This is a genomic window from Streptomyces sp. NPDC033131, from assembly GCF_055578365.1.
In genome coordinates, this window is sequence record NZ_JBVIPA010000007.1 from 18,017 (window position 1) to 32,212 (window position 14,196).

At 72.2% G+C, this 14,196-nt stretch carries 14 protein-coding genes; 8 read left to right on the forward strand and 6 right to left on the reverse strand.

The genetic code is table 11. From position 1 onward, the window contains the following. Positions 1-22: 22 nt before the first annotated feature. Entirely contained in the window at positions 23-1,432 is a 1,410-nt protein-coding gene (gene radA / locus ACZ5XS_RS11885) for a DNA repair protein RadA (RefSeq protein WP_468650228.1), read from the forward strand. Positions 1,433-1,513: 81 nt separating this feature from the next. After that, positions 1,514-2,638: a DNA integrity scanning diadenylate cyclase DisA gene (disA, locus tag ACZ5XS_RS11890; RefSeq protein ID WP_468650230.1), complete on the forward strand. Its 1,125-nt coding sequence runs from the start codon at positions 1,514-1,516 to the stop codon at positions 2,636-2,638. Positions 2,639-2,733: 95 nt separating this feature from the next. Here the strand turns inward: disA and ACZ5XS_RS11895 are convergent, their stop codons facing one another. Continuing rightward, positions 2,734-3,567, reverse strand: coding sequence for a hypothetical protein (locus tag ACZ5XS_RS11895; RefSeq protein ID WP_468650232.1), 834 nt, complete (start codon positions 3,565-3,567; stop codon positions 2,734-2,736). Positions 3,568-3,742: 175 nt separating this feature from the next. Between ACZ5XS_RS11895 and ACZ5XS_RS11900 the strand changes: the two genes are divergently transcribed. After that, positions 3,743-4,387: a phosphatase PAP2 family protein gene (locus ACZ5XS_RS11900; protein WP_468650234.1), complete on the forward strand. Its 645-nt coding sequence runs from the start codon at positions 3,743-3,745 to the stop codon at positions 4,385-4,387. 3 nt (positions 4,388-4,390) lie between these two features. Here the strand turns inward: ACZ5XS_RS11900 and ACZ5XS_RS11905 are convergent, their stop codons facing one another. Next, complete coding sequence (locus ACZ5XS_RS11905; RefSeq protein WP_468650235.1) at positions 4,391-5,050, reverse strand: response regulator transcription factor; 660 nt, start codon at positions 5,048-5,050, stop codon at positions 4,391-4,393. Next, the gene (locus ACZ5XS_RS11910) at positions 5,047-6,615 is read right to left on the reverse strand and encodes a sensor histidine kinase (protein WP_468650237.1); all 1,569 of its coding nucleotides are present in this window, start codon (positions 6,613-6,615) and stop codon (positions 5,047-5,049) included. The genes ACZ5XS_RS11905 and ACZ5XS_RS11910 overlap by 4 nt, the downstream gene beginning before the upstream one ends. Before the next feature lie 118 nt (positions 6,616-6,733). Between ACZ5XS_RS11910 and ACZ5XS_RS11915 the strand changes: the two genes are divergently transcribed. The 5 genes from ACZ5XS_RS11915 to cseC all read left to right on the forward strand — a co-directional run bounded on the left by ACZ5XS_RS11915 (position 6,734) and on the right by cseC (position 11,396). Next, entirely contained in the window at positions 6,734-7,663 is a 930-nt protein-coding gene (locus tag ACZ5XS_RS11915) for an HhH-GPD family protein (RefSeq protein WP_468650239.1), read from the forward strand. 226 nt (positions 7,664-7,889) lie between these two features. Beyond that, a complete protein-coding gene (locus ACZ5XS_RS11920) occupies positions 7,890-8,429 on the forward strand; it encodes a SigE family RNA polymerase sigma factor (RefSeq protein WP_030043385.1) in 540 nt (179 codons plus the stop codon). A 104-nt stretch (positions 8,430-8,533) separates the two neighbouring features. Then, positions 8,534-9,124 (forward strand): hypothetical protein, encoded by a 591-nt coding sequence (locus ACZ5XS_RS11925; protein ID WP_468650242.1) that lies wholly within the window; start codon positions 8,534-8,536, stop codon positions 9,122-9,124. A gap of 83 nt (positions 9,125-9,207) precedes the next feature. Continuing rightward, on the forward strand, positions 9,208-9,915 hold the full coding sequence (gene cseB, locus ACZ5XS_RS11930) for a two-component system response regulator CseB (protein ID WP_217235034.1): 708 nt from the start codon (positions 9,208-9,210) through the stop codon (positions 9,913-9,915). 20 nt (positions 9,916-9,935) lie between these two features. Further along, positions 9,936-11,396, forward strand: a complete 1,461-nt coding sequence (gene cseC, locus ACZ5XS_RS11935) for a two-component system sensor histidine kinase CseC (RefSeq protein WP_468650244.1) — start codon at positions 9,936-9,938, stop codon at positions 11,394-11,396. Position 11,397: 1 nt separating this feature from the next. Here cseC and ACZ5XS_RS11940 read toward each other — a convergent pair whose 3' ends face one another. The 3 genes from ACZ5XS_RS11940 to ACZ5XS_RS11950 all read right to left on the reverse strand — a co-directional run bounded on the left by ACZ5XS_RS11940 (position 11,398) and on the right by ACZ5XS_RS11950 (position 14,070). Further along, positions 11,398-11,844: a VOC family protein gene (locus ACZ5XS_RS11940; protein ID WP_468650246.1), complete on the reverse strand. Its 447-nt coding sequence runs from the start codon at positions 11,842-11,844 to the stop codon at positions 11,398-11,400. A 58-nt stretch (positions 11,845-11,902) separates the two neighbouring features. Continuing rightward, entirely contained in the window at positions 11,903-12,334 is a 432-nt protein-coding gene (locus tag ACZ5XS_RS11945; protein ID WP_468650248.1) for a helix-turn-helix transcriptional regulator, read from the reverse strand. Between the two features lie 158 nt (positions 12,335-12,492). Beyond that, complete coding sequence (locus tag ACZ5XS_RS11950) at positions 12,493-14,070, reverse strand: MDR family MFS transporter (RefSeq protein WP_468650250.1); 1,578 nt, start codon at positions 14,068-14,070, stop codon at positions 12,493-12,495. Positions 14,071-14,196: the final 126 nt, after the last annotated feature.

The following is a 14,196-nucleotide window of genomic DNA, read 5'->3' on the forward strand; positions in this document are numbered from 1 at the left end:
TGGCGGCGGTTACGGTTCGTCCATGGCTGCCCGTACGAAGTCCGCCAAGGAGCGCCCGTCCTACCGCTGCACCGAGTGCGGCTGGCAGACGGCCAAATGGCTCGGCCGCTGCCCCGAGTGCCAGGCCTGGGGGACGGTCGAGGAGTACGGCACGCCCGCGGTCCGTACGACGGCCCCGGGCCGCGTCACCACCTCCGCCGTGCCCATCGGCCAGGTCGACGGCCGGCAGGCCACCGCCCGCTCCACCGGCGTGCCCGAGCTGGACCGGGTGCTCGGCGGCGGTCTGGTGCCCGGCGCGGTGGTCCTGGTCGCGGGCGAGCCCGGTGTCGGCAAGTCCACGCTGCTCCTCGACGTGGCGGCCAAGTCGGCGAGCGACGAGCACCGCACCCTCTATGTGACCGGCGAGGAGTCGGCGAGCCAGGTCCGGCTGCGCGCCGACCGCATCAAGGCGATCGACGACCACCTGTACCTCGCGGCCGAGACCGATCTGTCCGCTGTGCTCGGCCACTTGGACGCGGTGAAGCCGTCCCTGCTGATCCTCGACTCCGTGCAGACCATCGCCTCCCCGGAGATCGACGGCGCCCCCGGCGGCATGTCCCAGGTGCGCGAGGTGGCGGGCGCCCTGATCCGCGTCTCCAAGGAGCGCGGCATGGCCACGCTCCTTGTGGGACATGTCACCAAGGACGGCGCCATCGCCGGCCCGCGCCTGCTGGAGCACCTCGTGGACGTGGTGCTGAGTTTCGAGGGCGACCGGCACGCGCGCCTGCGTCTGGTGCGAGGCGTCAAGAACCGCTACGGCACCACGGACGAGGTCGGCTGCTTCGAGCTGCACGACGAGGGCATCACCGGCCTCGCCGACCCGAGCGGACTGTTCCTGACCCGCCGGGCCGAGCCGGTGCCCGGCACCTGCCTGACCGTCACCCTGGAGGGCCGCCGGCCCCTGGTCGCCGAGGTCCAGGCACTCACCGTCGACTCCCAGATCCCCTCCCCCAGGCGGACCACCTCCGGCCTGGAGACCTCCCGCGTCTCGATGATGCTGGCCGTCCTGGAACAGCGCGGCCGGATCAGCGCCCTGGGCAAGAGAGACATCTACTCCGCGACGGTCGGCGGTGTGAAGTTGTCGGAGCCCGCCGCGGACCTCGCCATCGCCCTCGCCCTGGCGTCCGCGGCCAGCGACACCCCCCTGCCCAAGAACCTCGTCGCGATCGGCGAAGTCGGCCTTGCGGGCGAGGTCAGACGGGTCACGGGCGTGCAGCGCCGGCTCTCCGAAGCACACCGTCTGGGCTTCACGCACGCGCTCGTTCCGGGCGATCCGGGCAAGATCCCGCCCGGCATGAAGGTCCTGGAGGTAGCGGACATAGGGGACGCCCTGAGGGTCCTTCCGCGCTCGCGTCGGCGAGAGGCCCCACGGGACGAGGAGGACCGCCGGTAGACTTTGCCCAGGTCTCGCCCGTCCGTACGAACCAAGTGTGCGAAACGGGAGCGCCTCAGAACCTGCGACCGGAGGAGTGCAGTGGCAGCCAACGACCGGGCAGCAGCTCCCGGAAAGTCCGGCGGGAGTTCCGGTGCCGATGGCCTCATGCGCGCCTCACTGAGCGCTGTGGCTCCCGGCACTCCCCTGCGCGACGGCCTTGAGCGGGTCCTGCGCGGCAACACCGGCGGTCTCATGGTGCTCGGCTCCGACAAGACCGTCGAATCGATGTGTACGGGCGGTTTCGTCCTGGATGTCGAGTTCACGGCGACGCGCCTGCGGGAGCTGTGCAAGCTCGACGGCGGCATCGTGCTGTCCTCCGACCTGTCGAAGATCCTCCGGGCGGGCGTCCAGCTGCTCCCCGACCCGACGATCCCCACCGAGGAGACGGGCACCCGGCACCGCACTGCGGACCGCGTGAGCAAGCAGGTCGGCTTCCCGGTCGTCTCGGTCTCCCAGTCGATGCGGCTCATCGCCCTGTACGTCGACGGCCAGCGCCGCGTCCTGGAGGACTCGGCGGCGATCCTGTCCCGCGCCAACCAGGCCCTGGCGACCCTGGAGCGCTACAAGCTCCGCCTCGACGAGGTCGCGGGCACTCTGTCCGCGCTGGAGATCGAGGACCTGGTGACCGTCCGGGACGTCTCGGCCGTGGCCCAGCGTCTGGAGATGGTCCGCCGCATCGCCACCGAGATCGCCGAGTACGTGGTCGAGCTCGGCACGGACGGGCGTCTTCTGACCCTCCAGCTCGACGAGTTGATCGCCGGCGTCGAGCCCGATCGCGAACTGGTCGTCCGCGACTACGTCCCGGAACCCACCGCGAAACGCTCCCGCACGGTCGAGGAGGCGCTGTACGAACTCGACGCCCTCAGCCACGCCGAACTGCTCGAACTGACCACGGTGGCGCGGGCACTGGGCTACACCGGATCTCCGGAGGCACTGGACTCGGCGGTGTCGCCGCGGGGCTTCCGACTGCTGGCGAAGGTACCGAGGCTCCCGGGCGCGATCATCGACCGGCTGGTGGAGCACTTCGGCGGCCTGCAGAAGCTGCTCGCCGCGAGCGTGGACGACCTGCAGACGGTGGACGGTGTCGGCGAGGCGCGGGCGCGGAGCGTGCGCGAGGGTCTTTCCCGGCTGGCGGAGTCGTCGATCCTGGAGCGGTACGTCTAGCCCGCCCAGCCGCGCCGCCCAGCAGGTTCACTCCGCCCGGTCGGGCGGCCCGGCCGGGCAGACGCACCGCGCCCCGGCCGCGCGGCCCAGCAGGTCTAGTCGGCTTCCAGCACGAAGGACGCCTGCGCCGTACCGAACCCCGGTGTCTTCGCCTCCACCAGATACGTCCCGGCCCCGGCCGACCCCGCGGGAGGCGTCGCGCACCGCGAAGCACTCGGCTTGCGGTCCCACTTCACGGTGTACGTGATGGCGGCGCCGGCGGGCGCCCGGAAGACCAGGCTGCCGGAGACCTTGGGGCAGTCGGCGGAGGACCAGTACGCGTCCTCGCTGCCGGCCTGAGTGATCGTCACCACCGCGTTCCTCGGCCCGAGATCGACCTTGCAGTCGCCGGCGGAGGAGTTCGTCGCCGTGAGCAGCAGCGTGGGCGTCTGACCGGGCTCGTACGCGTTGTGCAGGCTGCGCACGCTCAACTTCACGGCGCCGACGGTGCAGTCGGGCAGTGCGGAGCCCGCCGGGAGCGTGTCGCCGCTGCCGACCCCGGCGCCCGTACCGCCGACGGAGCCCGCCGACCCACCCGCGCCACCGGAACCGGAACCGGCGCCCTCGGCCGACCCGGAACCGCTCCCCGAGCCGTCACCGGAGCCACCGTCCGACCCGGATCCGTTGGAGTCACCGCCGCTCGAATCGTCCCGCCCGCCCGGCGCCTGGCTGATCGCGGGCCCGGAGCCGGACGGCCCCGGCGTGATCGTCGAGGGTGAGGGATTCTTGCCGTTGGATCCGTCGGCACCGTTGTTGCCGCCTCCGCCGCCCGAGGACACGATCCAGACGATCAGCAGCGCCAACAAGGCCGTCACAGACAGCAGTACGGCCCTCCGTCGCCAGTAGATGGTGGAGGGAAGCGGCCCGACCGGATTGCGCAGAGATCCCACGGCGCAAACTGTACGAGAGATCGGCGCCTTCGCTGGCCCCACCCGCCGCCAGGGTCGACAACTTTTCCGGATCATCATCCCGGAACCGGCCGCTCCGCCCCTGTCGTTCGTCAGGTGCGGCACCCGACGATCGCAAGCTGTGACGGTATCGGCCCGCCGCCTACCGTCCGTGACCATGGATTTCGAGGACACCGAGCTCTACCGCGACATCACCGATGCCGCCCAGGACACCCCTACGTGGTTACAGCACACCGTCGAGATCTGGACGGAGGCCGGGATCCTGCTCTTCGCCGCCCTGTTCGCTGCGGCGTGGTGGCGGGCCCGGCGTGGCGCCCCCCACGCGTTCGCGATCGCGGCGCTTGCACCTCTGGCCACGGCTGTGGCGTATCTGTGCAGTGAGGTGCTGAAATCCGGCTTCGCCGAGGAACGTCCGTGCCGGGCGGTCACCGACGCGGCTCCCTCCCTCGCCGCCTGCCCGCCGCCCGGCGACTGGTCCTTCCCCAGCAACCACGCCACGATCGCGGGCGCCGCGGCAGTCACCCTGGCCCTGGTCCGGCGCACGGCCCTGTGGCTGACCGCCCCGCTCGCCCTCCTGATGGCCTCTTCCCGCGTCTTCGTCGGCGTGCACTACCCGCACGACGTGGCCGCGGGGCTGGCCCTCGGAGCGGCCGTCGCGTTCGCGGTCGTACGGCTGTGCAGCAGCCCGGCGGCGCGGCTGGCCGAGGCCCTGCGCGCACCCACGGCACCCGCCGCCGCACGCTGGTTCACCGGCCCGGGCTCACCCCGCGCCCACGCCGCGCCGTACGGCCCGCGCCGCTGACCCTCACTTCGCCACCAGCCCCGCCTCGTACGCGACGATCGCCGCCTGCACCCGGTTGCGCACCCCGAGCCGGTCGAGGACCGAGCTCACGTACGCCTTCACCGTGCCCTCGACGAGGTGCAGCCGGGCGGCGATCTCCGGGTTGGACAGGCCCGCGCCGACGAGGCCGAGGACCTCGCGCTCGCGTGGGCTGAGCTCCTGCACGCGCGCGCGTGCGGCGGTCTCGCGTCCCAGGCGCCCACCGCCGCCCCCGAGGCCGTCGATGACGTACCGGGCGACCTTCGGCGACAGGAACGCGCCCCCGGCCGCCACCGCCCGTACGCCCGCGATCAGTTCGTAGGGATCCCCGGACTTGAGCAGGAAGCCGGTGGCGCCGCCGCCGAGTGCGCGGGCGACGTAAGCCTGTTCGGAGAAGGTGGTGAGCATGGCGACGGCCGTGCCGGGGACGGTCCGCACGATCTCTTCCGCCGCGGCGAGTCCGTCCAGGCGGGGCATGCGGATGTCGAGCAGGGCCACATCCGGTCGATGCGCGCGGGCCAGTTCGACCGCCTCGCGCCCGTCGCCCGCCTCGGCGACGACCTCGGTCCCGCCACCGCTGGCCAGGATCGCCTTCACGCCCGCGCGGACCATCGCCTCGTCGTCGGCCAGCAGGATGCGGATCACCGTGCGAACTCCTCATGTGTGTCGGCGGGTGTGCCGGCTTGCAGACCTGCCCGGGGAATCACGTCCTTGGCGACCAGGCGCCCTTCGCTGTCGAAGCACAGCCGGAAGTGGTCGACGGAGACGAGGAGTTCGCCGCTCGCGCGGTAGTAGCGGCACTCGGCGTGCTTCGGGGGCGCGGGGGCGCGTTCGACGGGGGCGTCGCGGGCGGTGCGGTCCGGCAGCACCGGCGCGATCTCGGCGGCCGTGGCGCCCGGCGCGAGCCTCGCGTACGCGGCGGGCTGCAGGACCGAGTGCGACTCCGTGTACGCGTACCAGGCGAAGGCCCCGCCGACGAGCACGACGCCCGCGCAGGCGGCGGCACCGATGGCGACGGCGACGCGGCGGCGGGCGCGGGTGAAGGGGGCCGAGGGCGCGACGGTACGCGCCGCCCCGGGCGTCGGCTGTTCGGGGACGTACGCCCGGACCCGGAAGCCGTCGCCGTGCGGGCCCGCCTCGAAGTCACCCCCGGACCCGGTGACCGCCGCGCGCAGGCCGAGCAGGCCGGATCCGCCGACGGACGGGGAACCGGGCTGCGCGGCCCGCCCGTTGGTGATGGTGACCGTCGTGCCGCCCGCCTCCCCCGCCGCCGCGACGGTCACCGGTGCGCCGGGCGCGTGCCGGGCCGCGTTGGTCAGCGCCTCGCGCACCACCCGGTGCAGGATGCGTTCGGCGACCGAGCCCGGCTGTCCGGCCGTACCGGACCCGGCCGGCTGCCAGCACACCGGCAGACCCGACTCGGCCGCGCGGGCGACGAGTCGCTCGACGCTCTCGCCGGGCGGGGACAGCGGCACCGGCTCGTCGTCCTCGCGCAGGACGCCGATGATCCGGTGCAGCCGGTCCGTGGCGTCGGCGGCGGCCGCGCGCAGGTCGGCCACGGCGGCCCGGTGCCCCTCGGGCAGGTCGGGGGCGACCTGGAGGGCCCCAGCGCGCAGGGCGATCAGGCTCAGCTCGTGGCCGAGCGAGTCGTGCATGTCCTGGGCGATCCGGGCCCGTTCGCGCAGCCGCGCCCGCTCCTCGGCCCCGCGCTGCTCGTCCTCCAGGCGGGCGGCGCGTGTCCAGCCGGCCCGGGCCAGTTCGCGGCTCTGCCGCCAGTAGCGACCGCCGAGCCACGGGAAGACGCAGCCGAACAGCAGGGTGCCCGTCAGGACCACCCCCTGCGCCGCCGGGTCGGCGCCGACGAGTGCGACCTTCGCGGTGCCGGCGCAGCCGACGGCGGCGAAGAGCGCGGCCGCCGGGAGCACCCGGGGCGACCGCAGGCCGAGCAGCAGGGCGAGAACGCCCAGGGCGGGGCCGTAGGAGACGGTGAACAGGGCGGGGGCGGCGAACAGGCTCAGTACGGCCGTCAAACCGAAGGCCACGGCGGGCTGCCGTCGGGCCGACGCGACCGCCGCCGCGAGCACGCCCAGACCGGCGAGCTGCGGCCAGAAGGCGCGCGGCTCGTTCAGCCCCAGGGGGTCCGCGGTGAGCGCGGGCAGCGCGAGGGCGGCCCACAGGAGGCAGGCCCTCCAGAGGTGAGGACGTTCCATCCGCCCGACGCTACAAGCGGCCGTCGGGGCCGCGCTGCTGCCGATCGTCAGGTCCTGTCGCTCCCAGGGGTGGCGGTACGCCCGGGGGACCGTCCCCGCATGGCAGGATCGGTAGGCCATGACTGTGCCCACGAAGTCCCCGCACCCCGTGAACAGCCCTGTCGCTGACGCCCCCGGCGAGCCGTTCCACGCCCCCGTCATCGACTGGTTCGACGAGCACGCCCGCGACCTGCCCTGGCGGCGGCCCGAGGCCGGCCCGTGGGGGGTGATGGTCAGCGAGTTCATGTTGCAGCAGACGCCGGTGAACCGCGTCCTTCCCGTCTACGAGCAGTGGCTCGCCCGCTGGCCGCGCCCCGCCGACCTGGCCGCGGAGGCCCCCGGCGAGGCCGTGCGCGCCTGGGGCCGGCTCGGCTATCCGCGCCGCGCCCTGCGCCTGCACGGAGCGGCGGTCGCCATAACGGAACGGCACGGCGGTGACGTACCGACGGACCACGCGCAGCTGCTCGCGCTGCCGGGTATCGGGGAGTACACGGCCGCGGCCGTGGCGTCGTTCGCGTACGGGCAGCGGCACGCCGTGCTGGACACCAACGTCCGCCGGGTCTTCGCGCGGGCCGTCACCGGTGTGCAGTACCCGCCGAACGCCACCACCGCCGCCGAACGCAAGCTGGCCCGCGCGCTGTTGCCCGCGGACGAGCGGAGCGCCGCCCGCTGGGCCGCCGCGTCCATGGAGCTCGGCGCGCTGGTGTGCACGGCCCGCAACGAGAACTGCCACCGCTGCCCGATCGCCGCGCAGTGCGCCTGGCGACTCGCGGGCAAGCCCGAGCACGACGGTCCGCCGCGCCGCGGACAGACGTACGCCGGTACCGACCGTCAGGTCCGCGGCAAGCTGCTGGCCGTCCTGCGGGAGGCGCCCGCTCCCGTCCCGCAGGCGGCCCTGGACCGGGTGTGGCACGAGCCGGTGCAGCGCGCCCGGGCGCTGGACGGTCTGGTCGCGGACGGTCTGGTGGAGCCACTGCCGGGTGGTCTGTATCGGCTGCCGTTGACCTGACGGCGAGGGCAGATCACCTCAGACCATTCCTCTTCGGTACAACAACCGGCCCTGGCCTCACTGCTGTTACACAACCGACGGACAGCCGAGCGCTGGCCGAAGGCTGCTTCGGACAGCCCCGTGACAACCCCTCCGTAACTTCGTTTCCGTGCCCGACAGGCACCACAGGCAAGGAATCCGACGGCGACCAGGCCGGCCGGGAACGGGGAAGCGGGAGGCGGTCACCATGGCGCAGGGCGAGGTGCTCGAGTTCGAGGAGTACGTACGCACCCGGCAGGAGGCGCTGCTGCGCAGTGCCCGCCGGCTGGTCCCGGACCCGGTCGACGCGCAGGACCTGCTCCAGACGGCGCTCGTGCGGACGTACGGCCGCTGGGACGGCATAGCGGACAAGCGCCTCGCCGACGCCTACCTGCGCCGCGTCATGATCAACACGCGTACCGAGTGGTGGCGGGCCCGCAAGCTGGAGGAGGTGCCGACCGAGCAGCTTCCGGACGCCTCGGTCGACGACGCCACCGAGCAGCACGCGGACCGGGCGCTGCTGATGGACGTCATGAAGGTGCTCGCCCCGAAGCAGCGCAGCGTCGTGGTGCTGCGACACTGGGAGCAGATGTCCACGGAGGAGACGGCCGCCGCCCTCGGCATGTCGGCCGGAACGGTCAAGAGCACGCTGCACCGGGCGCTCGCCCGGCTTCGCGAGGAGCTGGAGAGCCGCGATCTGGACGCACGCGCGCTGGAGCGTGAGGAGCGGGAGCGTTGCGCGGCCTAGGCACGAGGGCCGGTGGCATCGAGCGGGAGACGGATGAGGGTTCCGACGGCAGTGGAACCCCCCGGCCCGCGTTCGTGCCACCCGGCCGGGGGACCCTTCAGGCGGTGATCGCGGCTGTGGCCGCGCTCGCCGCCCTCACCCTTTTCGTGTCCGCCTGCGGCACCGGCGGCACCGGCGCCCGTGACGAGGGGCCGGCCCGCAGCGACTCGGTGGCGGGCGCGGCCTCGCCCGCCGTCTCCACGACGGGCGCCCGCGTGGACGCGGTGCGGCTCGTCAAGGACGATCCGGCGGTCTCCGCGGACGTCAAGCGCGAGCTGAAGCCCTGCGTGGGCGACGAGTACCCCGTCGACGTGTCGTACGGCGACCTGACCGGCACCTCGTCCGACGACGTCGTCGTCAACGTGCTGACCTGCGGTGACGCTGTCGGCATCGGCTCGTACGTGTATCGCGAGGAAGGCGGTTCGTACCGGAATGTCTTCAAGGCCGAGGAGCCCCCGCTCTACGCGGAGATCGACCGCGGCGCCCTGGTGGTGACCCGGCAGGTGTACGAGAAGGGCGACCGGCTGTCGAGTCCGTCCGGCGAGGAGGTCACCACCTATCTCTGGACCACGGACCGCTTCGTGCGGAAGTTCAGCACGCGTACGGACTACAGCAAGGCCGCGGGCGGCGAGCCCAGCCCGGTTCCGGGGAACTGACCCGCGCCGTGAACCGATCGGGGCCCTTGAACCGATCACCTGGTGACGGCACGACACAAGCACTGAGAGCAGAGAGCAACGGGATGGCAGACCAGACCCACGTCCTGTTCGTCGAGGACGACGACGTCATCCGCGAGGCCACCCAGCTCGCCCTGGAGCGGGACGGCTTCGCGGTCACGGCCATGCCCGACGGGCTGTCGGGCCTGGAGGCGTTCCGTGCGGACCGCCCCGACATCGCCCTGCTGGACGTGATGGTCCCCGGGCTCGACGGGGTCAGCCTGTGCCGGCGCATCCGTGACGAGTCGACCGTCCCGGTGATCATGCTGTCCGCGCGCGCCGACTCGATCGACGTCGTGCTGGGCCTGGAGGCGGGCGCCGACGACTACGTCACCAAGCCCTTCGACGGCGCGGTCCTGGTCGCCCGGATCCGCGCGGTGCTGCGCCGCTTCGGGCACGCCGGCGGCGGCGACCGTACGGACGACTCCGCGGGCCCGGCGGCCGGCGGCGGCCTGCTGACCTTCGGCGAACTGGAGATCGACACCGAGGGCATGGAGGTGCGCCGGGCCGGGGAACCGGTGGCACTCACCCCCACCGAGATGCGGCTGCTCCTCGAATTCTCCTCCGCGCCGGGCACGGTGCTCTCGCGCGACAAGCTCCTGGAGCGGGTGTGGGACTACGGCTGGGGCGGTGACACTCGCGTCGTCGACGTCCATGTGCAGCGACTGCGCACGAAGATCGGCCAGGACCGGATCGAGACGGTCCGCGGCTTCGGCTACAAGTTGAAGGCCTGAGCAGGTAGGGGTATCGGGTTATGCGGGGGAACCTTCGGCGCCCGGTCCCGGAGCGCGCGGGCATACGCACGGCGGCCGGCACGCGTGCCGGGTTCCCGGACGCCCGTATCGGCACTCCAGGCGCCCGGAGCGGCCTCCCGGGCTCGCGCATCGCCCTTCCGGGCATGCGTACGGGACTCAGATGGAAGCTGAGCGCGGCCATCGCGCTGGTCGGAGCGCTGGTGGCGATCACGCTCAGCCTCGTCGTGCACAACGCGGCCCGGGTCTCGATGCTGGACAACGCGCGGGACCTCGCCGACGAGCGCGTCCAGATCGCACAGCGCAACTACGAGGTGGCCCAGCGGCCCAACTTCCCCAACATCAAGATCGACGACCCGGAACTGCCGACGGCACTGCGGGAGAAGGTCGAGCAGGGACGCCGGGCCACCTACGTCTCCGACCGGCCGGACGGCGTGCCGGACATCTGGGCCGCCGTGCCGGTCAAGGGCGGCCATGTGCTGTCGCTGCACACCGGGTTCACCGACCGCAGCACGGACATCCTCAACGACCTCGACCAGGCCCTGGTGATCGGCTCCATCGCGGTCGTCCTCGGCGGCAGCGCGCTCGGCGTGCTCATCGGCGGGCAGCTGTCGCGCCGGCTGCGCAAGGCGGCCGCCGCGGCGAACCAGGTCGCGGGCGGCGAGTCGAACGTGCGGGTGCGGGACGCCATCGGCGGGGTCGTACGGGACGAGACCGACGATCTGGCCAGCGCGGTGGACGCGATGGCGGACGCGTTGCAGCAGCGGCTGGAGGCGGAGCGCCGGGTCACCGCGGACATCGCGCACGAGCTGCGCACGCCGGTGACCGGGCTGCTGACGGCCGCCGAACTGCTGCCGCCGGGCCGCCCCACGGAACTGGTCCTCGACCGGGCCAAGGCCATGCGCACGCTCGTGGAGGACGTGCTGGAGGTGGCCCGCCTCGACGGGGCCTCCGAGCGGGCCGAGCTGCAGGACATCATGCTGGGCGAGTTCGTCAGCCGGCGGGTGGCGGCGAAGGACCCCGCGATCGAGGTCCGGGTGGTGCACGAGTCCGAGGTCACGACCGACCCGCGACGCCTGGAGCGCGTCCTGTTCAACCTGCTCGCCAACGCCGCCCGGCACGGCAGGCCGCCGATCCAGGTCACCGTCGAGGGCCGGGTCATCCGGGTCCGCGACCATGGCCCCGGTTTCCCCGAGGACCTCCTCGCCGACGGCCCGAGCCGCTTCCGCACCGGCAGCACCGACCGGTCCGGCCGCGGCCACGGCCTGGGCCTGACCATCGCGGCCGGGCAGGCGCGGGTGCTCGGCGCCCGCCTGACCTTCCGCAACGTACGGCCGGCGGGCGCGCCGGAGGAGGTACCGGCGGAGGGGGCGGTGGCGGTGCTGTGGCTGCCGGAGCACGCGCCGACGGCCACCGGGAGCTATCCGATGATGCCGGCAACCGGGAAGGCGTCCGGGAAGTGAGCTAGCACGACCAGTCCTTGTCGGTGTCGAGGCCGCCGTCCCGGGGCTGGGTGAAGGAGAACCAGTTGCCGGAGTCGTCCCGGAAGAGGGCCTCGGTGCCGTAGGGGCGCTCCTGCGGTTCCTGCAGGAACTCCACGCCGCGGTCCTTGAGCTTCTTGTAGTCGCCGTGGATGTCGTCGGTGGTCAGCACGCCCGCGCCGAGCACCCCCTTGACCACCAGCTTCTTGATCATTTCGGCGGACTCCGGGTCCATCGCGCCCCCGCCCGGGACCATCAGCGTCAGTTCGACGTCCGGCTGGTCCGGGGAACCGACAGTGAGCCAGCGCATGCCGCCTTCGCCCATCGTCATGTCCGTACGGACCTCCAGGCCCAGCTTCTCCGTGTAGAACTCCTTGGCCCGGTCCTGGTCCAGGACCCAGACGGTCGAGATGGCGAGACCCTTGATCATGATGTGCTCCTCATGCCCGTGGCGGTGCCCTGCCCCGTCACCGTAGGCACCGGCGCTGTCAGTCCGCTTCTCCAGAATTGCGCTCTGCCCGGCCGGGGGCCGATCTGAAGCCTCCGGCCCAGAACATGGCGTAGCAGCCCGGTATGAGAGCCGCCCCGCGGCCCACGTGCTTCGTGCGGTACTCGGTGGGGGTCAGCCCGGTCCAGGCCTTGAAGCGGGCCGAGAACGTGCCGAGACTACTGAAGCCGACGAGGTGGCAGACCTCCGTCACCGTCAGGTCGGCGGTCCGCAGCAGGTCCTCCGCGCGGTCGATGCGACGGTGCGTCAGATACTGGCCGGGCGTCTCGCCGTAGGCCTCCTTGAAGGCCCGCAGGAAGTGGTACCGCGAGTACCCGGCGTGGGCGGCCACCGCGTCCAGATCCAGCTCCGGGTCGGCCCAGTCACGGTCCATGGCGTCCTTGGCCAGCCGCACCTGCCGGGTCTTGTCCATACGGTTGATGGTGGCACGGGGCACTGACAACGAGGCGGCACATCGCCCGCACGCGCGCACGAAGAGCCACCCGAGGCCGGGCACGCGCGCACGAAGAAAGCCCCCCGGGGCGGACACCGCCGGGAGGCCCTCGCTTCGGGTCCGGGTCCGGGTCCGGGTCAGACGATCTCGGACACCGGCGGCTGTGCCGCGGTCTCCTCGGGCGAACCCTTCTGCTCCTTCTGCGGTCCCGCGCCCTTCAGCGGAACCTCCTTCACGAACCACGACGCCACCATCGCGACCAACGCCACCGCGGCCCCCAGCAGGAACGCCGAGTGCGTGCCGGCCGACACCGCGTGCTGGTACGCCTCTCGCGCCGCCTCCGGCAGCTTCGCCAGGCTCGCCGCGTCCAACTGCGCCGACTCCTCGGTCACCTTGGAGCCCAGCGCACCGGCCCGCTCGGACATGACGTGCTGGACGCGGTTGTTGAACAGCGCGCCCATGATCGCGACGCCGAACGAGGAGCCGAGCGTACGGAAGAGCGTCGTGGAGGAGGACGCGACGCCCATGTCCCTCATCTCCACGCTGTTCTGCGCGACCAGCATGGTGATCTGCATCAGACAGCCCATGCCGAGACCGACGACGGCCATGTACACACCGGACGTGATCCGCGAGGTGTCCGTGTCCATCAGGGAGAGCAGGTACAGCCCGACGACCATCAGGACGCTGCCGACGACCGGGAAGACCTTGTACCTGCCGGTGTTCGTGGTGACCCGTCCCGCGACCATCGAGGTGACGAGCATCGCGCCGAGCATCGGCAGGAGCAGCAGCCCGGAGTTGGTCGCTGAGGCGCCCTGCACCGACTGCTGGTACAGCGGCAGGAAGAGGGTCGCGCCGAACATCACGAAGCCGGTGATGAAGCCGATGACCGACATCAGGGTGAAGTTGAGGCTGCGGAAGATGTGCAGCGGCACGACCGGCTCGGCGGCCTTGGTCTGCCAGAACACGAACCCGACGAGGGCGGCGACGCCTATCCCGATGAGCTCCATGATCCGCGCGGACGTCCAGGCGTACTGCGAGCCGCCCCAGGTGGTGACGAGTACGATGGCGGTGATGCCGACGGTCAACAGCCCGGCGCCCAGGTAGTCGATCCGTGCCTGCGACCGCTTCTTCGGCAGCTGCAGGACGACGCTGATCGCGGCGAGCGCGATCACACCGAGCGGCAGGTTGATGTAGAAGGACCAGCGCCAGCCCCAGTTGTCGGTGATGGTGCCGCCGACCAGCGGGCCACCGATCATCGCGAGCGCCATGACGCCGGCCATCATGCCCTGGTACTTGCCGCGCTCCCGCGGCGGAATCAGGTCACCGATGATCGCCATGACGCCGACCATCAGACCGCCCGCGCCGAGACCCTGCACGGCACGGAAGCCGATCAGCTGTCCCATGTCCTGGGCCATGCCGCTGAGCGCGGATCCGATGAGGAAGAGCACGATCGAGCTCATGAAGACGCCCTTGCGCCCGTACATGTCGCCGAGCTTGCCCCACAGCGGGGTGGAGGCGGCGGTCGCGAGCGTGTACGCGGTGACGACCCAGGAAAGGTGTTCGAGTCCCCCGAGCTCGCCGACGATCGTCGGCATCGCGGTGCCGATGATCATGTTGTCGAGCATCGCGAGCATCATCGTGATCATGAGCGCGAGCAGGACGACCCGCACGCTCCGCGGTTGTTCCTCGGCCTCGACCGTCTGCGCGTCCGCCATCGTGCTCCCACTCCCCTGGGTACTGCCTCGGCCGACCACTTACTTGCCGACCGGCTAGCTGACTACACTCGGAAATTAGACCCGCAACTAGCCGGGCGTCAAGTAAGTTTTTGGGAAAGCGCGGGG

Coding starts and splice junctions, on each gene's coding strand:
- ACZ5XS_RS11945 (WP_468650248.1), bottom strand. CDS start 12,334: ATGGACAAGACCCGGCAGGTGCGGCTGGCCAAGGACGCCATGGACCGT.
- ACZ5XS_RS11915 (WP_468650239.1), top strand. CDS start 6,734: ATGACTGTGCCCACGAAGTCCCCGCACCCCGTGAACAGCCCTGTCGCT.
- ACZ5XS_RS11900 (WP_468650234.1), top strand. CDS start 3,743: ATGGATTTCGAGGACACCGAGCTCTACCGCGACATCACCGATGCCGCC.
- cseB (WP_217235034.1), top strand. CDS start 9,208: ATGGCAGACCAGACCCACGTCCTGTTCGTCGAGGACGACGACGTCATC.
- cseC (WP_468650244.1), top strand. CDS start 9,936: ATGCGGGGGAACCTTCGGCGCCCGGTCCCGGAGCGCGCGGGCATACGC.
- ACZ5XS_RS11910 (WP_468650237.1), bottom strand. CDS start 6,615: ATGGAACGTCCTCACCTCTGGAGGGCCTGCCTCCTGTGGGCCGCCCTC.
- ACZ5XS_RS11940 (WP_468650246.1), bottom strand. CDS start 11,844: ATGATCAAGGGTCTCGCCATCTCGACCGTCTGGGTCCTGGACCAGGAC.
- ACZ5XS_RS11950 (WP_468650250.1), bottom strand. CDS start 14,070: ATGGCGGACGCGCAGACGGTCGAGGCCGAGGAACAACCGCGGAGCGTG.
- radA (WP_468650228.1), top strand. CDS start 23: ATGGCTGCCCGTACGAAGTCCGCCAAGGAGCGCCCGTCCTACCGCTGC.
- ACZ5XS_RS11920 (WP_030043385.1), top strand. CDS start 7,890: ATGGCGCAGGGCGAGGTGCTCGAGTTCGAGGAGTACGTACGCACCCGG.